Source organism: Rhodanobacter sp. FW021-MT20 (genome assembly GCF_041107475.1).
Taxonomy (GTDB): Bacteria; Pseudomonadota; Gammaproteobacteria; order Xanthomonadales; family Rhodanobacteraceae; genus Rhodanobacter_A; species Rhodanobacter_A glycinis.
On the sequence record NZ_JBGBPX010000006.1, the window covers coordinates 25,172 to 49,254 of the forward strand.

The window sequence follows — 24,083 nt, forward strand, 5'->3', positions numbered from 1 at the left end:
CATCCGTCGGATGCGTCTGCGCTGGTGTGCCCTACTCCTTGTCACATGTGCGGCCCTGCTGCAGGGCTGTGCGGTCTCGCGCGTGCATATCCGCCAGGCCAACGCCATCGTCGCGGCCAGCCCGGATCGCCAGACCGACTGCAGCCAGGCCGACCACTGCGCGCTGCCGTCACCGCTGCTGCAGGCGGCCGACAAGTCGATCGCCGACTCGACGCCACAGCACCCGGTGAACACCGTCACCCTGCTCGACGACAGCCAGGCGGCACTGGTGGCGCGCATCAGCCTGATCCGTGCGGCGCGCCGCAGCATCGACGTGCAAACCTACATCTGGGACGAGGACGACATCGGCCAGCTCGTGCTCAACGAGCTGGTGCAGGCCGCGCGCCGCGGCGTGCACGTGCGCATCCTCGCCGACCAGCTGTTCTCGTTCGACGACCTCGGCCTGCTTGACCGCCTCGCCCGGGTCAGCCCCAACCTGCAGGTGAAGCTGTACAACCCCACCTTCCATGACGCCCAGACGCCGCCGCTGGAATTCGCCGCCGGCCTCATGTGCTGCTTCATGAAGTTCAACCAGCGCATGCACAACAAGCTGCTGCTGGTGGACGACGCCATCGGCATCACCGGCGGGCGCAATTACCAGGACCGCTATTTCAACTGGGACGACAATTTCGATTACGTCGACCGCGAAGTGATGGTCGGCGGACCCACCGCGAAGGAGATGGCCGCCAGCTTCAAGCTGTTCTGGCATCACAAGCGCTCGGTGGCGCTGACCCATCTGCGCGACCTCAACCGGCGCATCCGCGAGGATGCCAGCGCACCCACCTGGCCCGCGCCGCACTACGCTCGGCCTGCGCGCGTAGCCCGCGCGCAGGCCGAGGCGGAAGACCCCGACTGGCTCGAATTGCATCTGATCGACAACAGCCTGCGCACCGGCAAGGTGGATTATTTCAGCGATCTGCCGGCAAAAACCGACGACCCGCACAAGCGCAGCGCTCACATATTCACGGCGCACCTGATGCGCATGGTCGCCGATGCCAAGCACGAAGTGATTCTGCAGACGCCCTACCTGGTCATGAGCAAGCACGCGCGGAAAATCTTCGAGCGCCTGCACAAGGACGTCCCGCCACCGCGCATCATCGTCTCCACCAATTCGCTGGCATCCACCGATGCCTTCGCGGTGTATGCGCCGTCGTTCAAGCATCGCAAACGCTATCTCACCAAGTTCGGTTTCGAGATCCACGAGCTGAAACCGCATGCCGACAGCGCCGCCGAGGCCTACGAGCAGGCGAACGTGTGGGACGAGGATTTCGCCCCCACCGACCACGGCACCCATCGCGGCAGCGCGGCCGGCAAGAACGTGAAACTGGATGCGGAAGACGACCGCGGGCACTTCGCCGGCACCGCGCGTCGCCCCGGACTGTTCGGCAGCAATGGCCGACGCAACCGGCCCGCCCCACTGCAAAGCACCGGGCGGCGCTTTGCACTGCACGCCAAGTCGCTGGTGGTGGACGATCGTTTCGCAATGGTCGGCTCGCACAACTTCGACCCGCGCTCGGACCACTACAACACCGAGGCCGGCGTGATCGTCTACGACCCGCGCTTCGCCACCGAACTGCGCAATTCGATCCTGCGCGATACCCAGCCGGAAAACGCCTGGGTGATCGGCGCGCGCCGGCCCACCGTGCCGGTACTCGGCGGCATCAGCCAGCTCATCGGCGACGTTTCGGAAAAACTGCCGCTGTTCGACCTGTGGCCGTTCCGCTACGCCACCAGCTACGACCTCAAGCCCGGCTGCACGCCGATGTCGCCGTTCGATCCGGCGTTCTACAGCTGCTACAAGCCGGTGGGCGACTTCCCCGACGTGGCGCTCTCGCCCAAGTCAGTGATCACCCGGCTGATCACCGCATTCGGCGCCGGGGTGAAAGGCATCCTCTGAGCAAGGGTTTCACGCACCCGTCGGGTCGGCGCTGGAGCGACTTCAAGGTACCTGCGCGAGTTGACGTTCATCGCCTGCGGTGAAGTGCATCGGCAGTTCGCCGCTAGCACCGTCGGGATGACCGGCCGGCACCGCGAAACGCCAGTCGCGCACGGTGGCCAGGGCGTGCGCATCCAGCACCGCATCGCCACTGGAATCGGCCACGCTGGCGCCAGTCACGCGCCCCTGCCCGTCCACCTGCACATGCAGCAGCACCTGGCCTTGCAGATGATGGCGCATCGCCGCGTACGGCACCGGGCGCGTCGGCATGCTGACCGGCACCAGCTCGACCGGTGCCGGCGTCGCCGCCTGCACATCCATCGCCGTCGTCGCTTCGGGCCGGGTCCGATGCACCGCCAGCCACGGCGCATGCGAGTGATGCCGCCGTTGCGCTATCGCATGGTGATAGGTGGGCCAGCGCGCCGCATGCGCGGGCAACCCGGCCCAGCCGGCGGTCTGCTGGCTGAGCCATGCCGTACCGCCGATGCCGATGGCCATCGCCAACAGACTCAAGGTGGTGGTGGTGCGCAGACGGAACATGACGGTAGCGGCGGCCTGCCTTCTCGTAGAGGCGGCTTTCAGCCGCAATGACGCCCATTTATGCACGCGCAGGGCGAATCGCGGCTGAAGCCGCTCGCTCCCGCCTGGCCGGCACTGTCGCTCAGGGACGCTCGAGGATCGCGGTCACGCCCATGCCACCGGCGGTGCAGATCGAGATCAGGCCGCGACCCGAACCCTTTTGTTCCAGCAACCTGGCCAGCGTGGCGACCAGTCGCGCACCGGTGGCGGCGAACGGATGACCCACCGCCAGCGAGGAACCATGCACGTTGAGCTTGCCTGGATCGATCGAGCCCAGCGGTGCATCCAGACCCAGCCGCTGCTTGCAGTAATCGGCGCTTTCCCACGCACGCAAGGTGCACAGCACCTGCGCTGCAAACGCCTCGTGGATCTCGTAGAAGTCGAAGTCCTGCAAACTCAGCCCGTTGCGCTTGAGCAGGCGCGGCACGGCGATGGTGGGCGCCATCAGCAAGCCCTCGCCGTGCACGAAATCCACCGCCGCCACTTCGGCATCGCGGAAGTAGGCCTGCACCTTCAGGCCGCGTTTGGCCGCCCATTCGTCGCTGCCCAGCAGTACCGCGGCGGCGCCGTCGGACAATCCCGTGGAATTGCCCGCAGTCAGCGTGCCCTTGCCCGAGCGCTTGTCGAACGCCGGTTTCAGCGAGGCCAGTTTTTCCAGCGTGGAATCCGGACGCAGGAAACCGTCGCGCTTCAAGCCGCGGAACGGTACCAGCAAGTCCTCGAAGAAGTTCGCGTCATACGCGGCCGCCAGCTTGTGGTGGCTGCCCAGCGCCAGCAGGTCCTGCGCCTCACGGCTGATCTGCCACTCCCTGGCCATCTTCTCGCAATGATCGCCCATCGACATGCCGGTGCGCGGCTCGGCCACGCCCGGGAACGAGGGCTTGAGCTCACCGAACGAGAAGCCGCGTGTGGCGGCGGCCAGCTTGTCCTGCCAGCCCTTGGCGCGATTGATCGCCAGCATGCGCTTGCGCAGGCGCGGGCTGTACACGATCGGCACGTCGCTGGTGGTGTCCGAACCGGCGGCGATGCCCGCCTCGATCTGCCCGGTGGCGATCTTGTTGGCCACGATGATGGCGTTGTCCAGCGAGGTACCGCACGCACGCGCGGTGGTGATGCCCGGCGTGGTCGGCGCCAGCCCGGAGCTGAGCACCGCCTCGCGCGCCAGGTTCCAGTCCGAGGCATGCTTGATCACCGCACCCAGCGCCACTTCGCCCAATTCCTCGCCGTGCAGGCCGAAGCGCTCCACCAGCGCGCCGAGCACCTTCACCGACATGCCGAAGTTGCCCACATCGGCATACGCGGTGTTGTTGCGACAGAACGGAATGCGGATACCGCCGATCACACCGACGCGCTTTTGGGTGTTTTCCATGCTTCTGCTATCCAGATACGCTTGACAAGGCAAGGCTACCCTGCCCCGGCGTATGGCGAAAGCCCAAAACCGTGAATGGTAGAATCGACGCTTTGCCGTTTCCGGAAACATTCACGTGGAAAGTTCGCAGCCGATTGCCCTCCCCGCCGTCCTGGTGCTGGAGCTGTCACACGGCGCGACGCCGGCACGGCTGACCCTGAGCCGCGACGAAGCCGCCGAACTGGCGGCCCTGGTTGCCGCCGATTTGCACGCGTTGGTGCCGCAAGTGGACAGCGCCCGCCTGGCCCTCGCCGGCTCGCTGTTCGACACGGTGGAACTGCTGCGACCCGGCTTCCCGGTCTGGGCCACGCTGGACGAACTGGCGCGCCGCGTGCCGCGCGGCCATCTGGAAAACGTGGTGGCATTCGGCAGCCATGAAGGCCACATGCCCGCGCAGCCGCTGGAGCCCGACGCCACCTACGCCGACGGCCCGATGCGCGTGCTGCCGTTGTCGCTGCTGGCGCCCGAGGCACAAGCCGACGACCTTTCCGCAGAACTGGAAGTGCAACTGGTCGGCCGCGGCGAAGCCGGCCAACGCACCGCCGACTGGCTGATGCGCACACTCGGTGTGCAGCTGGAACACGCGCGCTACCTCAGCCGCAACGACCTCATCGCGCTGACCTGCGTGCAATACGAACACGTGAACCTGGCGCCGTTGTGGACGCTGCTGGAAGCGGCGCTGCTCACCCCGTATGGCGAGGAATCCACACTCAGCGCGCGCGGCCTGGCCCTGCGCTACGCCAACGGCGTGGTGCACGCACAGCCACCCACGCAATGGCTCGCCGCACAGACGACCGACGATGCCGCGCAACGTGCGCACGATGTTGCCGGCCTCGTGTTCGAACTGCGCCAGTACGTCGCCCTGCTCGATGCGCACCGCATTCCGCTGCAGCTGGAAAACGACACCACCCCGGCCAGCCAGGGCCACCTGCTGGAAATCCTCGCCGATGCCAACCCCGGCTACGACGCCCCGGCGCTGTTCGCCCATGAAGCGCCCGGCCTCGGCGTAGTCGCGCTGACCGTGGCCCAACGCGGCGACGGCGGTCGCGCCCGCGCGCTGGCCCACGGCTATCCGCTGCAACCCACCGCACTCGGCCCGCTGGTCACCCTGCTGGCCGAACGCTACGGCATTTCCACCGACGTGCATGCGCTGGGTCGCGTGCTGCTGGACGATGTCGGCCAGCTCGGCGCACCGGCCACGCCGCTGCATTGACCCACGCAGCGCGGCTGTAGGGGCCCGCTGGCGGGCGATGCTCTTGCTCTGGCGCCCCATCAGCAGATGCAAAACAAGAGCATCGCCCGCCAGCGGGCTCCTGCAACCGTGTCGATGACCGGATTTGCCGGATCAGCGCAGCATCTGCTCGTACATGAAGTAATGGCAGCGCTGCATGCCCAGGCCTTCGTAGGTGGCCTGGGCGCGGTGATTTTCCGTCTCGACGTACAACCGCACGCCGACCGCGCCGGCATCGCGCGCGCGTTGCACCACCGCCTCGTGCAACGCGCGGAACACGCCGCCGCGACGGGCCGTCGGTTCCACGTAGACGCTCTGGATCCACCAGAAATCGCCACAGCGCCAGTCACTCCATTCATAGGTGACCAGCAGACCGCCAACGGCCGTGCCATCGCGCTCGGCGACAAGGTAGAAGCCGCGCCGCGGCTCATCGAATACGCCAGCGACGCCACGCGCCAGCACTTCCGGATCGAGCCGCTTCGCCTCGGTTTCCCACGCCATCGTGGCGTTCCAGGCAACCAGGTGGGCGATGTCATCACGGGTGGCCGGGCGGATCGTGGGTTCGGACATAAGGGTTTCGCTTGCAGATGGCTTGATGGACATAACAGCGAGGACGTCACCCCACCGTTGTGTTGAGCGTAGCCTGCGCAAGCAGGCGAAGTCGAAGCGTCCCATGCACGCCGTCGTACGGTGCTAGCCTTTGCGTGTACGCGAAGCCCCCAGCTTGCGGGTCAGCGTGTTGCGGCCCACACCCAATGCCGCGGCGGCGTGCTGGCGATGCCCCTGGTGCGCGGCCAGCGCGGCTTCCAGCAAGACGCGATCCAGCGCTTCGCGGGCACGCGAGTGGATATCGGCTTCGTCGTCGGCCAGCGCACGGCTCGCCCAATCGCGCAGGGCATCGGTCCAGTCGCCATGTGCGGTGGCCGGTGCCTGGCCGAGATCGGCGGGAAGGATCTCGTTGCCCGCGGCGATCACCGCCACGCGACGGCACAGGTTTTCCAGCTCGCGCACGTTGCCCGGGTAATCGCGCTGCGCCACGGCTTTCAATGCAGCCTTGGAGAAACGCTTCGGCGGCAGCTTCAATTCCTGCGCGGCGGTGGCCAGGAAGTGCTGCGCCAGCACCGCGATGTCGCTGCGCCGCTCGCGCAACGCCGGCAGCGCGATACGCACCACGTCGAGCCGATGCTTGAGGTCGGCGCGGAACTGGCCCGAAACCACCCGCGCATCCAGGTCCTGGTGCGTGGCGGCGACGATGCGCACATTGCAGCGGATCAGCTCGCGTCCGCCCACCCGATAGAACTCGCCGCCCGCCAGCACGCGCAGCAGACGCGTCTGCAGCGCCAGCGGCATGTCGCCGATCTCGTCGAGGAACAGCGTGCCGCCTTCGGCCTGCTCGAAACGGCCGGCCACGCGGCGCGCCGCGCCGGTGAAGGCGCCGGCCTCGTGACCGAACAGTTCGCTTTCCAGCAACTCGGAGGGAATCGCCGCGGTGTTGAGCGCCACGAACGGCTTGCTGCTGCGCGCGCTTTCCTCGTGCAGCGCGCGCGCCACCAATTCCTTGCCGGTGCCGGTTTCGCCGGTGACCAGCACGTTGAGATCGCTGGCGGCGACGCGGCCAATCAGGCGAAACACCTCGCGCATCGCCGCGCTTTCGCCCAGCAATGCATGGCTGGGCAGCGCGACCGCCGGGGCAGGTGCATCCGCTTGTGGCGCATCGGCCAGCGCCCGCTGCACCGACGCCACCGCCTGATCGAGGTCGAACGGCTTGGCCAGGTAATCCACCGCGCCGGCACGGTACGCCGCGGCGGTGGTGGCGACATCGGTGTAGGCGCTCATCACGATCACCGGGCCGATCTCGCGTGCCTGCAGCTCGCCGAGCAAGTCCAGCCCGCTGGCGCCGGGCATGCGCACGTCGGTGACGAGCAACGCCGGCCGCCCCTTGCGCAAGGCTTCGCGCACCGTGGCCGCATCGCCGAATTCGCGCACGGACAAGCCCGCATCGCGCAGCGCCTCGGCCAGCACGAAGCGCACGCTGCGGTCGTCGTCGATGATCCAGATGTCGTCAGCCATGCGTGCGCTCCAGCGGCAGATACAACGAGAACGTGGTCTCGCCCGGACGGCTGGCGTAACGCAGCTCGCCGCCGTGCTCATGCGCGATCTCGCGCGACAGCGCCAGGCCCAGCCCGCTGCCGTCGGCGCGACCGGAAACCAGCGGTTCGAACAAGGTCTCGCGCAGCTCCGCCGGTACGCCGGGGCCGTCGTCGATCACGTCGATGCGCAAGGCGCTGCGCAACACCCGCTCCCCCACGCGGATGCCATGTTCAGCGCGGGTGCGCAGGGTGAGCGTGCGCGCGCCGGCCTCGATCGCGTTGCGCGCCAGGTTCAGCAGGATCTGCTGCAGGCGATCGGCATCGCCGTGCACGTCGGGCAGGCTGGGGTCGTAATCGTGGCGCAGCGTCGGCGGCGGCGACTCGGCCCGCAGCAGCTCGACCAAGCGCTCCAGCAAGGCGTGCGGATTGACCGCACCAAGTCGTGGCGCGCCATCGTGATGCAGCAGGCGATTGGCCAGCGTGGTCAGCCGGTCGGTTTCGGCCAGCACCATCGCCGCCAGTGCTTTCAGGTCGTCATCGTGCAGGCGCCGTTGCAGCAGTTGCGCCGCGCCACGCAGGCCGGCCAGCGGATTCTTCACCTCATGCGCAAAGCCGCGCAAGGTCGCCGACAACGGCGAAGCCACGGCCGGCAGTTCGGCCAGGGCATGCACTTCCAGCAGCAGATGGTCTGCATCGAAGGGCTGCAGCGTGACGTCCAGCCGGCGCGTACCGCCAGTGGCCCCGCCCAAGCCCACGCCCCGCACTTGCAACAGCCGTTGCTCGGCCAGTGCCCGCGCCGCCTGTTGCGCCAGCTCCGGCGTGGCCACCAAGCCCGCCAATGGCACGCCGATGGCACTGCGCAAGCCCAGCTCCAGCCATTCGGCCAGCGCGGCGTTGTGCCACTGCACGCGCAAATCCGCGTCGACCAGGGCCAGCCCGGTTGCCATTTGCTCCGCCAGTGATCGCCACGGCATCGTTTCCATTGCACCACTATGGGCAATGAATTGATTTGGTGCAAATGGCGAAATCCAAACCGGGCTTGCAAACCTGTTCTCTTGGACAGAACTCCATAGTTTGTACCGAGTGCACAAACTATGGTGTCCGTACGTATGTACAAACATTGGTGTCCAGATTCCGCTTTGATTCCGGCGCCAAAAGCCACTCGTGTGCGTGGGACCTTGGATTGGCCGCGGCCGTAGGCCGGTTAAGACGAATGGTGAGGCCTTGCGCGGCCTGACCGAACGGATCGAACACCTCAAGGGATCGATCCGTTCGGCGGTCGAATATCCTTATCAGACCAACCTTAAGTGCTCTCCAAGTCGTCCAGAAACTCCGATACCGGATCGACTCCTGAAACCCAAAGATGATCACGTGCACGCGTGCAGGCGACATACAGCAGATGGCGCTCGGTGTTGTAGACCTCTTCCAGATCAGCGTCATCGGCGACGGATTCGAGGCGTTCCTGCGAGGGAATGATTTCGTCATCGCAGGCCATGACCGCAACTGCGCGAAACTCCAGGCCCTTGGCCAGATGCATGGTGGCGATCGAAACCTCCTCATGAGCGCTCTGTGAGCTTCCATCGAGTAGATGAAGCGGCAGGCCGGCGTGCTTTACCGCTGCGCGTGCACGGTCGAGTTCACCGGATGAGCGTACGAAGACGCCAATCTCATGGGCCTGCACGCCTTCGTTGATTCTCTGCTCCAACCAACGGCCCACTTCCATCGCTTCGACATCCTGAGATGGCCACCGTGTGATGTTGGGCTCGGCGCCATTGAATACCGACACCGTACCGCTACGGTCCTCGACATTGCCATCCACGTCCGCCACCTCGGGCGCCAGCAGTCGGTCTGCCTGCATGCGAATCTGATGCGAGGTGCGGTAGTTGATGTGCAATGTTCTGGCGCGACCGCGGATGTCCACCCCCAGCGACTTCCACGAAAACGGCTGCTGGAAAATACGCTGGCCCAGGTCGCCGGCGAAGAACAGCGCGTTCGGTGATTGCGCACCGAAGGCAGCCAAGAACCGCAGCTGGGCCACGCTGATGTCCTGCGCCTCGTCGATCACGGCAAACTCGAATGGCGGGTGCTTGCGCGTGGCAAGCGCCTCCACCAGCTGGCCATACATACCGGCTCGCGTCACCAGGCTGCGCGCCTTCAGCTGGGTGCGTACCTGCTCGAACACCGGCCACAGTTGTGCGCGCTGGGTTTCGGAAAGACGCGTGCGCCGTCCCAGCCGCCGGATATCGCGGTAACCCTCCCAGGCATCCAGCTGCCAGGCGTCGACGACGTCCTGCCACTCCGACAGGAGAAATGACCGGCTGAACCGTTGATCCGCCAGGATCGTGGCGGCCGATGCCAGCAAGGAACGAACGTCGTCGACACTGGCCAGGTGCAGCCGGCCGAAATGCGCGTCGTACAATCGCTCGCCGAGAGCATCCATCGTGGATACTTCCAGCCGCTCGCCCAGCCTCGGCTCATTGCTGATCAATCGGCGCAGCTTGCCATGCAGTGCATTGGCCAGTGTGTCGGAGAAGGTAGCCAGTAGTACGCGTGCATCCGGATTTGCCCGCGCCAGATGCACCGCACGATGCAGCGCCACGATGGTCTTGCCCGTGCCTGCCGAGCCCGATACTCGGGCCGGGCCGCTGTAATCGCGCTCCACCCACTCGCGCTGGGCTGGGTGCAGGAAGATCGTCCACTTGTCCCAGGGGAACGCAAACGCGCGCTCCAGCTCTTCCACGTCGTAGATCGTACGAAAGCGGCGCTTTGCATCGGGGTGATCGAACGCGTCGGAGTCGACGGCTTCATCGCTGTTAAATGCAATAGGAATATCGAGGTCATACATGACGCCCGGATCAAACGACATAGCAGCCGACTTGATGCCGCGGCGAGGCTTGCGTGAGGTAGTTGGCACACCACCCGTCGCCAGTTCCAGCAATGCTTCCGACGCCTCCGCAGGAAGATGATCCGCCAGTTCCAGCAGGCTATCCTCGTTCGCTGCACGCACATCGGCCAACCATTCCCTTGGCACGCCATAGCCGAGCAACTCGTCGTCCGTGATGGTGGTAAACAGCGCCGGCTTGATCCAGTCCGACTGGCTCGGCACCGGCTGTTCCACCATCACGTACTTCGGAACCGGGATTTCCTCGACCCGCTCGCGAATCTCCACAAACTGTGCCGCACCCGTGGTCGGATGCACTTCCAGTTTACGGCGCTCAGCCCAGTGATAGGCCTTGTCATGGTGATCCACATAGCAGAGCAGCAGGCTTGATGCCGTCTTGTGCACGATCAAGCGAATGTCACTGCTCACCCGAACCGACCAGAAGTTCTTGTCCTTTGCCGTGTCCAACTTGTGCAGACTCATGCCAGGGTTGACCGGGTTCAGCTGCAGGTCGAAGGCGGTGGTCTTCACGGCCTTCTGCTCGTCACCCGTGAGACGCGCAAGGCTGTCGGTGAAGGTATCGGCGATGCGGAAATCCATCATGCTGCCCCTGTTTTCAGGCCCGCAGCACGCGCGGGCCATTGAGCGCCCCCGTCTTGGGCAACGCCCGCTGATCCTGACATAATAGGGGGCGGTTTCTCCACGCCATTATTCCCGACGGAGACCTGTCCAATGCAACTCACCGGCCTTGGCCTCTACACCATCCCCGAAGCTGCCCGGCTTGCCGGTGTGCAGCCCGTGGAGTTGCGCCGGTGGCTGCGGGGATACAACAGCGGCAAGGGTGAAGCATTGCGGCATCATCCGCCGCTGTGGTCGTCCGAGATATCCGGCGCAGATGTCGACGGATTAAGCTTCCACGACCTGCTGGAGATCCGTTTCGTCAAGGCGTTTCGTGAGCTCGGCATCAGTCTCCAGACGATTCGCATCGCCGCCATCAATGCCCGTGAAATCCTCGAAAGCCCGTATCCATTCACCTGCAAAAGCTTCCAAACCGACGGCAAGACCATCTTTGCCGAAGCCATGCGCGAAAGCGGCGAACTCGATCTGCTAGATTTGCGTCGTCGGCAGTATGTCTTCACCAAGGTTGTCCAGCCTTCCCTGTACGCCGGCATCGAGTTTGGCGCCGACAAACGTGCCGCACGCTGGTATCCCATGGAGCGCAGCAAGGCGGTGGTGCTCGACCCGAACCTGGCGTTCGGCAAGCCAGTGGTCACCGATACCGCGTTGCGCACCGACATTCTCTACGACGCATGGCTGGCGGAAGACAAGGACAAGCAGCGCGTTGCACGCTTGTACGAAGTCCCGGTCAAGGCGATTGAAACCGCCATCCGCTTCGAGCAGCGGCAGGCTGCGTGAAGCTGCTGCTCGACAACAATCTTCCACCAGCGCTTGCTCGCGCGCTACACGAACTGACCATCAGGGAATGGGAAAACCTCCACGAGGTTACCCATCTACGCGACCGTTTCGCTGCGAACACCCCGGATACGGAGTGGATCGCCATGCTTGCGCAGGAAGGCGGCTGGGTCGTGGTCACGCACGATCGCCTGAACAAGGGATTGGAGCGTGAGGCACTCAAACGCGCCGGCCTGAAAGTGTTTTTCCTTGACCGCGGCTGGAAGGATCACAACTTCTGGGAGAAGGCCACGCAACTTGTCCGCTGGTGGCCACGCATCATCGAGCAAGCCGAAGGCATCAGTGGTGGAGCTGCGTTTCAGGTGCCATGGAACTTCAGGGGAAAGGGACAGTTTGGGCAGATCACGTTGTGACGAGATCGTTCCATCAGGGCCACTGCGCTCCTCGACTTCGCAGGAAGTCCACGAGACTCAGAAACCTCTGATCGGTAGCCAGCTCAGGTGCTGAGCTCTGAATGTCACGCAAACAATCGGCTTCGTGACGCCACATCCATTGAACGTGGTCTCCGAGAATCGCCCCTAGAAAGTCCAAAGCCGCATTAGGAAATTTCTTGCACAGCCCAGACTCATATAGAAGGCTCGTCAAAAAATCCACACCTGTTGGCTCGCGGATCCACATGCGCAGTTGTTTAAACGCTTCTGGAAAGCGCTCACCAGCAACAATACACAAACGGGCAAATTGCTCAGCTACCCTCGGCGTCGCTGCAAGAATTTTCTTGGGCCATACCTTCTGGAGATATGGCGAAATACGGTTATCCCAGTACTCCACTTTTTGCTCACCAGAGTTTTCCAACGCACGCACTAATGTCGCCGCAACAGCTTCAAGCCCAGCTAACGGAAGCTCTACAGTGGCTTGAGCAAGCTCGGCAACTGAAAAAATATCCCCTAGATCAAGTGCTGCGAAGGTAAGGATAGCCGCATATTGAGAGTCCTCCTTGCTGAGCGCATCGTAATGTTTGGCCGTATCCAGGAACGCCCGTTTCATCTCCTGCATCAGAGGACGATAAAGTCGCGGTGCCCAAAAGAAACCTTCCCAAGCCGAAGCTGCCTCTGTTTCGGATCTCGTCCAGTCGAACAATGGAAGGAGACATTCACGCGACCATTTCTCGTCAACCCGAAAGAGAGAAACCAAGCGAGATCCGAGTAAAACCCTGCCATGTCTGAACTTGTCGACATCCGTATCGCAAAGACGCGTGAATCGATCGCGAATAGCGGTGGGCAAGCCCTGTCCATCTTCAAGCTCACTTCTTGACCACCACGCCAAGAGTGCCTGCGTAATCTGACCGACAGGGTGATTGATCGCCCTCATCAATGGCTCTTCAGTCAGGACACCATCTTCGACATCCAAGCCAAAGATACGGTCCGCCATCTCGAAGAAGACTGACTCGTGATAGTCGAAGACGCTAGCTACAGCGGTCATCCAGCCACTAACGCCATGCGCAAGCGCAAGCAACTGTTCATCCGGCATCCCGATCACTGCAGGCGCCATGTGCTTCCAAGAAAGCCTGAGCAGCGACTTCTCCCTCCACGCCAGCAGTGCATCAGCCCAACGTTCGGTTGGCCATTCCCCCTGACGGGAAAGCTCCAATAGCGCTGAAGCGGCTGCAGGAAAATTCTTTCTGCACCGCTCGCTCCACTCATCATGGTGCCAAGGATCGGCCACAGGATGCTTCGTGAGCCAATCGACCAGTTCCCTCCGACGATACGGAGTCGCAATCGCCTGAGATAATTCGTCGTCCTCGCCTACCCAACTGCTGCCGCCCATCCATACTGGAAATTCATCACGCTGATCGGCCGACAGACTCCATTTGGGGTTTCGCCCGGAAAGTTCTTCCAATCTTTGGGAGGACGCGATTCCTAATGGCGCACCAGCGCCTATCAGCTTCGCCAACCGAAGCCACACCTCCCTATCAACCAATTGCGACCACCGCTCCGGTCCAATGTCGTATTTGAACATCTCACGCGGCGGACCACGCAAGATCACATCTTCCAGTTCCGCCAAGTCAGCTTTGCCAAGCCCCGGTGCCAAGGCCACCAGCAAACGCATGACCTCTCGCTCAGTCTCCAGCGACCATAGCCACCAAGCCCCTTCGGCGAGCAACCAATCCAACCCGAGGCGATGGGGGATGACGCCAGGCTGCCCCGCGGCAAAGAAAGCGAGGCGTCGGAATAGCGGATACGGTGCCTGCCACCAGCCTTCCGCAACTAGCCGCGCCCGCTCCTGCGAATGCGTCGCAGTGGCGAGCCATGCATCTCGTGTTAACTCGACCAAAGCCGTCCAGTCATGGAAGTTCCGGTTCTGTGGGTGTTCGCTAATCGAAGGCTGGTGCATGTAAGACAGGTCGCTGCGGTCGTCCGCGCCACCGAGTTCGCGCATCAGATCGAGTACGTCACGCAACAAAACACAGAAATCGGTGAGAAGCTCAGGCAATGCAGCCAACCAACGCTCGTCCTTGGCCAGATCGCGCAGGCCGGAATGAACGTGATCCGTGGACAGGACGATCTCCCACTCGACCAAGTCCCGAATGCGCTTCGGCTCATCGCCATCCTCGGATCCCCAACGAGATGGCTCGCGTATCGATACCCGTGGCGCCAGCACATCACGCAATTGAAGGCGCAACGCTGTTGTCAGGCCAACACTCTTGAACCGGCTACGCCACCCATAGAGGTCAAAGCTTTGTGCTGCTGATCTCACCCTCCCCGTCAGAAGTAGACGCCAGAGAACGAGCATCATGGGACGGGGGATTGCCTTCGGAGCACTGGCCCGAATGCGTACTAGGTCAGCCGGCTTACAACCGGCAAGTTCATCCAGGCGAAATTCAATCCTTCTCAGGAATTCGTCGTGCAGCTGGCCGCCGCGTTTAATCAACCACAACAACAGATCAGGATCGTCAAGGTGTCGGAGCAGCCAGCACGCAAGCTGTCCCATAACCTTGTCCCAGCGGCAGCCACGCTCTGCAATACCGACCAACGCCATGAGCGGAGCAAGCTCATAAGGCGATGGCCTCTGGACCAGACTGAACGTGAGTTTGTCGTCACACTCCGACTTCGATGACACGCCAAAGCGAGCCAAATCAGCGTGCCTGTATCGATCTTCGCTAAGCGGTTCGAGCCATTCAAGTGAGGGTGCCGGGTCAAACTCAGCAAAACGTTGAGCAGGTAATCCACATGGATCGCTCAACGCCCATAGCAGGCGGCCAACAAAGTCATCTTGTTTGGTGCTCGCCAACGGCCTGGTCATGGCACATTCCGCGACAATCCGCTCCTTCCCTCGCACGCCATCACGGTACGTTTCGGCCCAGACACGCAAGGTCTTGTGGAGATGCGCATGCCGGTCATGTTCGCGGTACAAAATGGGCGTAACGTTCTTCGCCCGCCATTCATTGGCGCGATCGCCTTCTTTGCCCTTGGAATAGCTGCCAAAGGCGAACATTTCTGGCGGTGACTCGCCCAACAGTCGATCAGCGGCAAGAGCATCCATCATGTAGCGCAGTACCGGATCATTGATGCTGTAACCGACAAAACACACCGTGTAATTACGAAACAATCCACTGACAAATCGCGCAGCCCAACGATCGACCAGATACGCGAGACCGAAATCGCCACTTGAAACGACAAGCCGATTCAACTCTCCCTGCGTGGCAGTTTCAGTCAACATGCCGTGCAGATATACCAGCCCATCCCAACGATTCTTCGGTACTGGCAACAACGGAGCCTGATAACGCTCGACAGACAATGATTTCGCTGCAATTACGTCCTCGAACAGCCGATCGAAATTGGTTGTAATCAGCCGGGTCTGCCCGCTGCGGTTCCGCCCAAGCGTCAACAAAGCTTCGTGGGTAGTTGTAGCATTCGGAGCAGACAGATCCGGCACCAATATGCTAGCCAGCGCTCGGCGTACCGTTTCACGGCCATGCATGATGTCGTCTTCGAGCAGGCCAATCGCAATGTCGAAATGCCCAGCCTTGATCGCAGCCCTTTGCACGGGATTGGGTGTTGCCGATAGCATCTGGTAGAGCTTCTTCACCAATCCATCGAAGCCGGGAAGGCGTGCTGGATAGGAAATACCTGCACCACAGAAGAACACCACGCGCCCATCCTCGTGTGCCTGTAAGAGCCGCTCTGGAAGATCGGGGCCATTCCTGACAAGTTGCATCGCACTAAACCCTGAACACCTTCATCACCTCATCGCCGAGGTGATTGATAACTTTGACGGCGATGCGACCGGACTTAGGTTTGTCGAAAGGCCGCGAAGTGTCGCTGTTGAGACTGGCCCAAGCGTCGAGATCGATTTCGGCTTTGAGCGTTGTCTTGAGAGCTTTATAGGGGTCGTTGGCGCCGAGGAAGTAGGCGTGGCGGACGAAGAAGCTTTCTTCGTTGTAGTCGGTGTCGATGAACCAGCAGGCGATGCCGTCGGGGCCGTCGCTGCGGACTTCGCCGGTGTTGGGGTGGAACACGTCCACGCCGTTGACCTTGACCTGGATTTGGCCTGCCTCGCCGTCGTGCTGGGCGGCGTCGAGGATGTCGATGTCCGGTTCACCGAAGATCACGAACAAGTTGCCCTTGCCGGTGTTCTTGAGGTCGTCGGCCATGTGCAGGTCGGCATTCATGCGCGCCTTGAGCACGGGGATGCGGCCGAGCTTGTCGAAGTCGGAGGAGCGGGCGTCGTAGTTGAAGGCGCAGGTGATCAGCACGTCGAAGTCGGCGTCGCCGGCTTCGCGGGCGGCCTGCACCAGGTCGGGACGCGAGACGGTGCCGAACTCCGGGCCGATGAAAATGGCGGCGCGCTTCTCCGTCCCTGTGTCCGTATCGCCTTCCATGTAGCGGCCTTCGGCGCAGACCAGGTCACCCGGCCAGGGCACCAGGGAGGTGAAGTTGATCTTGTCGTCCTTGTGCGCCTGCTGCACGCCGGCGGTCTTCAGGTTTTCCAGGATCATCTGCACGAAATCGCGCTCTTCGCCGTAGCCGTCGTTGCCTTCGCCGATGCCGTCAATCAGCTCGTCGTTCTCGTCCACACCCAGCACGCGGTGCGGCGACAGGCTTTCGACGGTGAACGGGCCGGCCACGCGGACTTTCTTCTTGTCCTCGTAGGGTTTGTCGTAGAGATATTCGCTGCCGGCCGTGGCAGCGATGGAGGCGTCGATCTCGCACTGGCGTGCGATCCGCTGTTGCCACCAGTCGGCATGCAGTTGCTTCGCTTCGACCGACCATTTGCCATCGACCTCGCGCGGAATCTCCCACTCCTGCCAGTGCTTTCCGAGCGCCTTGTTCAAGGCCCCCCGTACCGGTTCCATCGCCTGCTGAAACTTGTCCCAGATCACGTCGATCTCAGCGTTGTTGGCGATGGATTTCAGCATGATGTGCGGCACGCGTTCGTAGACGAAACCATGCGTGATATTGCCGCGGGTGGCGGCGCTGGACGGCGCGCTGCGGTGGAGCTCCGCCTCCTTGAGCTGACCCTCGCGCGAGTCGGCAAGTAGATAGAACGGATAGCGCGCACCCATAATGCGCGCGCGGGCCAACGCCAGCGCCACGCGCGACGTGTCGAGAGTGATCCAGCGGCGCCCCCACTGTTCGGCCACATAGGCGGTGGTGCCGGAACCGCAGGTTGGGTCGAGCACTAGGTCCCCAGGATCGGTAGCCATTAGGAGGCAGCGCTGAACGACCTTCGTATAGGTTTGGACCACATAGATGTTTTTGGCTGCAAAGGTCGATTGAATCGTGTCGTCCCACCAAGCAGTAAGTGCTCGCGCCGGAAAGTCATCCTGATAGCGCGTATACGTCAAGGTGTTTCCGACTACCTTTAACCTTCCGGCTTTCGCGAGCACGTTCATCCCACGCTCGTTTGTTTTCCAAAACGATCCCTTTGATGGCTTGAGAAGCTTGCCTTCGATGTTAACTGGGAAAGCCGTCTTTTCCCCTCCGCTTTGGGATGTGATGTTGTCAGTGCGAAACAAGCGCCCAAAAGCTGGATCGAAATCTCCGCGCTCGTCTGATGACAGTCGGCGCCAGCTACCATCGATCGATTCCACATTCGGATACGCGTAGGTGTCGTGCCCGATGGACATCAACTGCTTTCTATATTTGAGGTTCTCTTTGTCTTTCGCATAGAACAGAATCGTGTCGTAAACGACATCGAGGGTCTTCCCGCCCAGTGCAGACGTTTTTTTGAAAGGAATCGTGGCGATGGCGTTTCCGTCACCAAACACCTCATCCATCACCGCCCGCACCCGGTGAACATTCTCATCCCCTATCTGTACAAAGATCGACCCGGACTCGGTCAGCAGGTCCCGCGCCACCATCAACCGGTCGCGCAGATACGTTAGATACGAATGGATGCCATCGCGCCACGTATCGCGAAACGCCTTGACCTGCTCCGGTTCGCGCGTGATGTGGTCGGTGTTGCCGTCCTTGACGTCGCGGCTGGTAGTGGACCACTGAAAGTTGGAGTTGAATTTGATGCCGTAAGGCGGATCGAAGTAGATGCACTGCACCTTGCCGCGCAGGCCTTCGCGCTCGGCCAATGACGCCATCACCTGCAGGCTGTCGCCCAGGATCATGCGATTGGCCCAGTGTGCGTCATGCTGGTAGAACTCTGTCTTGGCGTTGTCGCTGGGCAGGCCGTTGAAGTCGGCGAACAGGTCGGCCATGTTGCCGGCCTGCGTCTCCGCGATGGCTTCCTGCCTGCGCTCAGTCTCGCGGCGCAGGTCGTCGATCAGCACCTTGGGATGCACCTTCTCCTGGATGTACAGCGGCGGCGCGTTGACCACCAGATCGGACCAGTCCTGCTGATCCTTGCCACGCCACACAAGCTGCGGGTCCAGATCGCGATTGCGCTGCGCCTTCTCCTCGTCCAGCCCGTTGTTGCCGCGCGGATAGGCCACGCGCACTGGCGCGCTGTCCTCCTTCTGCATCAGCGACTGGTATTCGGCGGTGGGGATGTTCTTGCGAGTGGCCTCGTCGTGCTTGAGGGCTTCGACGGTGAGCGGGGTTTTGGGCTTCTTGGCCATCAGGCGGCCTCCAGCTCTTCGTCGGCTTCCATCGAGTCATCTTCCTGCTCGACTTCGTTCGTGCCAGCCTCTTCCACCACGGGCTTCTGCATGGCGCCAGCCACCAATTCCGCCAGCGCCTTGCTGCGGGCTTCGTAGAAGGCATTGAAATCATCAGCACGCAGGTATGCCGGCTCGATCAGATGCGTACGCAAGATGGCATCGAGGTCGGCCGGGGAAATACCCTGCTTCTCCTCAATCCGCTTGAGGTAGACCGAAGGTGCATCACCACCCACCGAGATATTGGAAAGCTTCGACAGTGGCGTCTTGTTGATGATGGCGTCGAACACGCCTTTCTCGATACCTTGTTTCTTGCACCAAGCTTGCGGAAACACGTGATGGATGTCGATGTCGTCGTTGAAGAAGGTCATCAGGTCAGTCGGGCGCCCGGTGATGAAGTCGCGACAGCCTCCTTTCATCAGCAGGGCATGCAAGCCCTTGTAGGCAGCGGATTGCCGTGAACGAAGCGAGCGCAACCTCACCGCCTGGAAAACCGCCTCGTCGAGGGTGCGTGGGCGAGATGCCGGATTTTTTATCCAGTCGACCACTTCGGGGACATCGCGAGCCAGCCGGGATTCCGTGCTGGATCCAAACAACTCACCCAGCGTGACGGACCAGAACCATTGGGCAAGCTGCTGCTTGGCTTTGGCTGTCTGAGCCTCTTTGCCGAGGACCGCAAAAATCGCTGCGAGCCCGACGACCAGTGGCGGATAGGAGATGTCTTTATGCCAGATGATCTTCAGCTCATTGAGGAACCCGCCGGCCTCGATGAAGCCACCTTCCACAGCATCGGCATGCTTTTGGTAGGCGTGCAGCGGCAGTCCCAGTAGCGCGTCGCGCTTGCAGGAGATCTGCGGGAGATCACCGTCCTTTGCACCTTCGGCTACCTTTTGGAGTCGCAGGTCGCGCGTATGCAAGAGCGTGCAGGCCTGCAGAAAGTCTGTATTGGCTATCTGGGTGAGCACATCGCGCGGGTTCGGTGCGCCGATCATGCGGGAATGGCGGCCAGCTTTTGCTGGCTTTTTTGTGCCGTTCCAGTCCTCACGGAGGTCGAACTTTTCGGCTGCGTAGATGGCGGTGACCAGTTCGAACGCGTCGAGCTTCTTGCCGCCTACGTTGACCTTTTCGAACACGACGCAGATCGCTTCCCGCTTGTTGTTGCGATCGAGGCGGATGATCGGCATTTTGTAGCGCTCGATGGAGTCGACGATGGTGCGCACGAAGTCACGATCGAGCTCGGTGATGTCGCGGCCTTTGGCCCGCCAGAAGTCTCTCCAGTCGTAGAACCAGTCACGACTGTCAAAGACCTGATTTAGCGGAAAGAGATCGAGTTCGAATTCGCGATCCCGAGTAGAGACGTCCAGATCAATGGTTTTGCCGAAATTCGTGCGGACGATCCTGTCGGCAGGCACGCCGATGATGGCGTCCTCCAGACTACCCTTGCTGGCAGCCGCCTTTTTGATGTCGATGTAGTACAGGCGCTCCACGAGCTTCTTGTGCACATTCCTGGTGCGAACAGGCGCTTTGGCGAACGCTGCCTGGAAAAGGGACGTCATGCGCTGCTGGCCGTCCAGCAGTAGCTCGGTTGGGCGTACATCCCTGACTTCCACGCCTTCAAGGACGCGGGGTTTGAATTCGACTTCACCGCCGGTCTCAAGCGTCAACAGCGCCCCTACGGGAAATCCCTTGGCAATCGACGCGATAAGACTGCGCACGTCTTCATCACCCCAGACGTAGTCCCGCTGGAAATCGGGAAGCTGCAGTTTCCCTTCGTTGACCTTGCGCAGGATGTCTTTCAGGTCTTCCTTGGTGGTGTCAAACATTTGCTGGTGCCTCTTGTGCTGCGCCGGATGCGACGCTATTGATCATTTTTTTGAATTCCGCCTCAACTTTCTTGGCGAAGTCGTCCTGGATCTGGAACACGTCAGTGAACTCGGCAAATGCCCAGCGGCCGTACGCGCCCAAGTTGTTCACGCCAGGCACCCAGTAGGTGTCCATGGTGGATTTCTTTTCCTTGGCGTCTTCGCCGCGGTAACCCTTGATCTCGACGACGAGATGTAGCGGATTGTCGGGCCCATGACCATCATCGACGTGGATGATGAAATCGGGACGATAGATCCGAGTTTCAGCGGCGTAGCGGTATGGCACATCGAAGCCGAGGTTGTGGTTCTTGACGTAAGCCAGAACTTTGGGATGCGCCTCGGCAACGCGGCAGAACTCGCTTTCCCAATCGCTGTCGAGGATGACCCAGTTGAGCTGGCACTTCGGTGGCGGCCCGAGGGTCTCCCAGCGATCTGTCTTCGATGTGTTGAAGTTGACGTGGACGGTGGAGCCAGTGGGGTTGTACGGGTCGAGGATGGCCTTGACTGCGCGCCCTTTCTTGATTTCGTCGGCTGTGATGGCCTTGGTAATTCGTTCGCACGCGATATCGGCCAGCGCCTGGTACATCAGCAGGCCGGGATAAGTGTCGCCCTTGCATACAAGGCAGGTATCGAGCCACTCCTTTGTGATGCGCTTGAGCTGACCGAACAGGTGCAGCTTGGGCTGCTCGCCCGAGTCACGCCACTTGGTAGTGAGTAGACGCTGGGTAATGTTGAACAGCAAGGTGGATCGACGCATGTCGCGGATGTGATCCAAGCTCAGATCCACAGTCTCGCCAATGATGCCTGCGTTCTTGGTTTTGGACGGACCAACGATGGCTGGCGTGAGTTCAAAGACTGAATCTTCGTTGAAGTTGGCGGTTAGACGCTCTTCGGGCAGCTCAACGCGGTAACCGGCTACGCGCGGGAAGCGAATCTCAAGCGCGTCGCGCTCGGGTCGCATGGCTTTGACGTGGATGGTTTCACGAGGTGGCTGTGGCGGTGCAACGACCGGCTTGGCGGTGAAGTCAAACGGGATACCGAGCACGTCAGCGTACTCGACGTTGAACAAGCCTTCTTCGTTGAGGTCGTAGGACTGACGGCGTAGGGCGCGGCCGATGACCTGTTCACATAGCAGCTGAGTTCCGAACGCGCGTACACCGAGCACATGGGTGACGGTGTTCGCATCCCAGCCTTCGGTAAGCATGGACACGGAAACTACACAGCGGATTGATTCGCCCAGCGAGCCTGGCTTGCCGACTGTGTTCATGACCTCGCGCAGGAGCGTGGCATCGTCGATGTCCTTGCCCTCGCGCAGATCGTTGGCCAAGGCGCCGCCGCGTTCGAGCGCCTCGCGCTTGAACAGCTCGATCTCGGGATCGGCCATGTCGCGAAAACCCTTGTCGAGCGCATCGCCGGATTCGAGCTGCTCGCTGTCGATCAGCAAGGTGTTGGGCCGCGGCAGCGGATTGTCGTGCTCGTCGAAGTTGCGGAACAGTTCCAGGCGACCGTTGACGACGTTGGACGTGCCATCCTCGTTATCGCGGACGAAGCCCGAGATGTAGTCGTAGACCAGCTTGGACGTGGCTGTGTTGTTGCACACCACGATAAAGCACGGCGGCACCTTGATGCCGGAGGCCTTCCAGAGCACGTAGGTTTTCTCGTAATGCCCGTACAGTGCCTGCAGTGCGGTCTGCAGCTCCACTGGAATGCTGAGTGGGTCGAGCGTAGCGTTCTTGCCGCGGCCCTTCTTGGGCATCTTCTTGCCGATGTGCTCCCACAACTTGCGGAACATCGGCATTTCGTCGCCGGGGATGTTCTCGGCCACGGGCACGCGCGGCAGTTTGACGATGCCACATTCGATCGCGTCCATCAGCGAGAAGTCGCTCATGGTCCACGGGAATAGCGTGCCCTCGGCGTAGCCGGAGCCGCTGAGGAAGAACGGCGTGGCGGAAAGATCCATCACTCGTGCCACGCCGAGTTTGCGGTTCACCGCCTCAAGGCCTGATATCCAAAGGCGAGCGGCCTCCGCGTTCTTCTCGGCTTCCTTCCGGTCATCGCCCTTCAGGTCTTCGTCTTCGTCGCTGCCCGGTTTCTCGCGATAGCAATGATGCGCTTCGTCATTGATGACGAGAATGTTCTTCAAGCCCATCAGCTCAGGCATCACCCGTTGCAGCATCTGACCTTCGGTTTCGAGCGTCTCCAGTGGCGCTCCATTACGTCCCTGCAGCAGCAGCCGACCACCCTTGGACAGCTCGATGCGTTCACGCAACTTGAATGCGTGGTAGTTGGTAATAACGATCTTGGCCTTGCCCAGATCCTCCAGCATGTCGCTGGGCACCAACTCGCGGCTGGCGTAGTAGCTGTCCGGGTCGTTCGGCAGCAGCACGCGCAGACGATCGCGGATGGTGATGCCGGGAGCGACCACCAGAAAGCCACGACTGAAGCGCTTGCTGGTCGGACGGCGCACGGCATTAACGGTCTGCCACGCAATCAGCATGGCCATGACCGTGGTCTTGCCGGCACCGGTCGCCAGTTTAAGTGCCAGCCGCATCAACTCCGGATTGGCGTCGTTGTTGGCATTGGCGAGGTGTTCCAGGATGCCCTGGCCTGCCTTGCCGATGTGCGGGGCGACTTCACTCAGCCAGATGGCTGTTTCCACCGCCTCGATCTGGCAGAAGAACGGCCGTATCCCACCGAACGGGTGATGGCGCCAGTGCTGCAGCAGACGCACGGTTTCCGGCGTGACATGCCAATCGGCGGGATTCGGCAACTGGCGCCAGCGATCCACTTGCTGACGTACCGTATTGATGACGGTGGTGTGGTCGTAGCGTTGGGCTTCGGTCGAGAGGCCCTTGCCCTCGTCAAACACCAAGTCGCCTTGTTCGGCCTTACCTTTGCGCTTACGGGGTTTCGGTATCGGGGTAAAGAACTCAGCTGTGCGGCGGCTCGCCTGCACACGCTGAGTTGGCTGGCCGGTATCGTCGAGTTCCCAATGCCGCGCAGGATACTCATACGGCGAGTTGAGAATCGGCTTCTCGAAGAACTGGCTGTCCATACTTCCCCTGTGTCTACTTGCTGTTTGGCGCTAGATGGCACGCCTCGACCATCCACTGTATGGCGATGCGTTCTTATGGGCAACGAGTGATTTTCACGGAAGGAGCGCAGGTGGTGGAGTCACTAGGAGATCGCCTCTCCGCCACCATATTTTCATGGCGCAGTCGCACGCCACGTGGCTGGCAGGTCTTGCGGCGGATGACTTGGTCAGCAGAGTCTTCACGCAGGCACCCATGGGGTGCCAGCTGTATCTGCCCGAAGAGTGGTGCAAGACACCGTGCGTCGCACGAAGACGGGGGTTTCGGATCGGATGGCGTTTCGCGCCAAGACAATCACTGAACCTGGAACAAATCGATGCGGCCCTAGCAGCCGGGATTCCGAGGGGTGTCGTTCTGGCCGATGCGGCCTATCAGGAAGCTGCCTGCCCATAGGAGTGCTCTGGTTCTTTCGTCTGGCATTGTCATGGCCGATCCTCACGTAAG

At 61.8% G+C, this 24,083-nt stretch carries 15 protein-coding genes; 5 read left to right on the top strand and 10 right to left on the bottom strand.

The window, feature by feature from the left end; genetic code table 11:
* The first annotated feature begins 10 nt into the window (after positions 1–10).
* Positions 11–1,936: a phospholipase D-like domain-containing protein gene (locus tag AB7849_RS08670; RefSeq protein ID WP_369500859.1), complete on the top strand. Its 1,926-nt coding sequence runs from the start codon at positions 11–13 to the stop codon at positions 1,934–1,936.
* A 42-nt stretch (positions 1,937–1,978) separates the two neighbouring features.
* Here AB7849_RS08670 and AB7849_RS08675 read toward each other — a convergent pair whose 3' ends face one another.
* Positions 1,979–2,515: an energy transducer TonB family protein gene (locus AB7849_RS08675; RefSeq protein ID WP_008212874.1), complete on the bottom strand. Its 537-nt coding sequence runs from the start codon at positions 2,513–2,515 to the stop codon at positions 1,979–1,981.
* A 121-nt stretch (positions 2,516–2,636) separates the two neighbouring features.
* Positions 2,637–3,923, bottom strand: a complete 1,287-nt coding sequence (locus tag AB7849_RS08680; RefSeq protein ID WP_008217429.1) for an acetyl-CoA C-acetyltransferase — start codon at positions 3,921–3,923, stop codon at positions 2,637–2,639.
* Positions 3,924–4,038: 115 nt separating this feature from the next.
* On the opposite strand from AB7849_RS08680, the gene AB7849_RS08685 reads away from it, so the two are divergent.
* Positions 4,039–5,175 carry a hypothetical protein gene (locus AB7849_RS08685; protein ID WP_369500860.1) on the top strand — a complete coding sequence of 379 codons (1,137 nt, stop codon included), beginning with the start codon at positions 4,039–4,041 and terminating at the stop codon, positions 5,173–5,175.
* A 132-nt stretch (positions 5,176–5,307) separates the two neighbouring features.
* Here the strand turns inward: AB7849_RS08685 and AB7849_RS08690 are convergent, their stop codons facing one another.
* From AB7849_RS08690 to AB7849_RS08705, 4 genes are all read right to left on the bottom strand, one after another.
* Positions 5,308–5,763, bottom strand: coding sequence for a GNAT family N-acetyltransferase (locus AB7849_RS08690; RefSeq protein WP_369500861.1), 456 nt, complete (start codon positions 5,761–5,763; stop codon positions 5,308–5,310).
* Between the two features lie 123 nt (positions 5,764–5,886).
* A complete protein-coding gene (gene ntrC, locus AB7849_RS08695; protein WP_092704614.1) occupies positions 5,887–7,263 on the bottom strand; it encodes a nitrogen regulation protein NR(I) in 1,377 nt (458 codons plus the stop codon).
* Positions 7,256–8,266: a two-component system sensor histidine kinase NtrB gene (locus AB7849_RS08700; RefSeq protein WP_037101297.1), complete on the bottom strand. Its 1,011-nt coding sequence runs from the start codon at positions 8,264–8,266 to the stop codon at positions 7,256–7,258. The genes ntrC and AB7849_RS08700 overlap by 8 nt, the downstream gene beginning before the upstream one ends.
* Positions 8,267–8,586: 320 nt before the next feature.
* On the bottom strand, positions 8,587–10,764 hold the full coding sequence (locus tag AB7849_RS08705; RefSeq protein ID WP_369500862.1) for a 3'-5' exonuclease: 2,178 nt from the start codon (positions 10,762–10,764) through the stop codon (positions 8,587–8,589).
* 132 nt (positions 10,765–10,896) lie between these two features.
* Between AB7849_RS08705 and AB7849_RS08710 the strand changes: the two genes are divergently transcribed.
* Together AB7849_RS08710 and AB7849_RS08715 are read left to right on the top strand one after the other, a co-directional pair.
* A complete protein-coding gene (locus tag AB7849_RS08710; RefSeq protein WP_008212423.1) occupies positions 10,897–11,580 on the top strand; it encodes a hypothetical protein in 684 nt (227 codons plus the stop codon).
* Positions 11,577–11,990: a DUF5615 family PIN-like protein gene (locus AB7849_RS08715; protein ID WP_008212425.1), complete on the top strand. Its 414-nt coding sequence runs from the start codon at positions 11,577–11,579 to the stop codon at positions 11,988–11,990. The genes AB7849_RS08710 and AB7849_RS08715 overlap by 4 nt, the downstream gene beginning before the upstream one ends.
* Before the next feature lie 13 nt (positions 11,991–12,003).
* On the opposite strand, the gene dsr1 is transcribed toward AB7849_RS08715, so the two are convergent.
* From dsr1 to AB7849_RS08735, 4 genes are read right to left on the bottom strand one after another with little or no spacing between them, the layout of a single operon-like run.
* Positions 12,004–15,792 carry an anti-phage defense-associated sirtuin Dsr1 gene (gene dsr1, locus AB7849_RS08720; RefSeq protein ID WP_037100257.1) on the bottom strand — a complete coding sequence of 1,263 codons (3,789 nt, stop codon included), beginning with the start codon at positions 15,790–15,792 and terminating at the stop codon, positions 12,004–12,006.
* Positions 15,793–15,796: 4 nt separating this feature from the next.
* Complete coding sequence (locus AB7849_RS08725) at positions 15,797–18,646, bottom strand: site-specific DNA-methyltransferase (protein WP_369500863.1); 2,850 nt, start codon at positions 18,644–18,646, stop codon at positions 15,797–15,799.
* Positions 18,646–20,508: a GmrSD restriction endonuclease domain-containing protein gene (locus AB7849_RS08730; protein ID WP_369500864.1), complete on the bottom strand. Its 1,863-nt coding sequence runs from the start codon at positions 20,506–20,508 to the stop codon at positions 18,646–18,648. Before AB7849_RS08730 ends, AB7849_RS08725 begins: the two co-directional genes overlap by 1 nt.
* Positions 20,501–23,602 carry a BPTD_3080 family restriction endonuclease gene (locus AB7849_RS08735; protein WP_008212430.1) on the bottom strand — a complete coding sequence of 1,034 codons (3,102 nt, stop codon included), beginning with the start codon at positions 23,600–23,602 and terminating at the stop codon, positions 20,501–20,503. The genes AB7849_RS08730 and AB7849_RS08735 overlap by 8 nt, the downstream gene beginning before the upstream one ends.
* A gap of 232 nt (positions 23,603–23,834) precedes the next feature.
* On the opposite strand from AB7849_RS08735, the gene AB7849_RS08740 reads away from it, so the two are divergent.
* The gene (locus AB7849_RS08740) at positions 23,835–24,032 is read left to right on the top strand and encodes a transposase (RefSeq protein ID WP_369500938.1); all 198 of its coding nucleotides are present in this window, start codon (positions 23,835–23,837) and stop codon (positions 24,030–24,032) included.
* Positions 24,033–24,083: the final 51 nt, after the last annotated feature.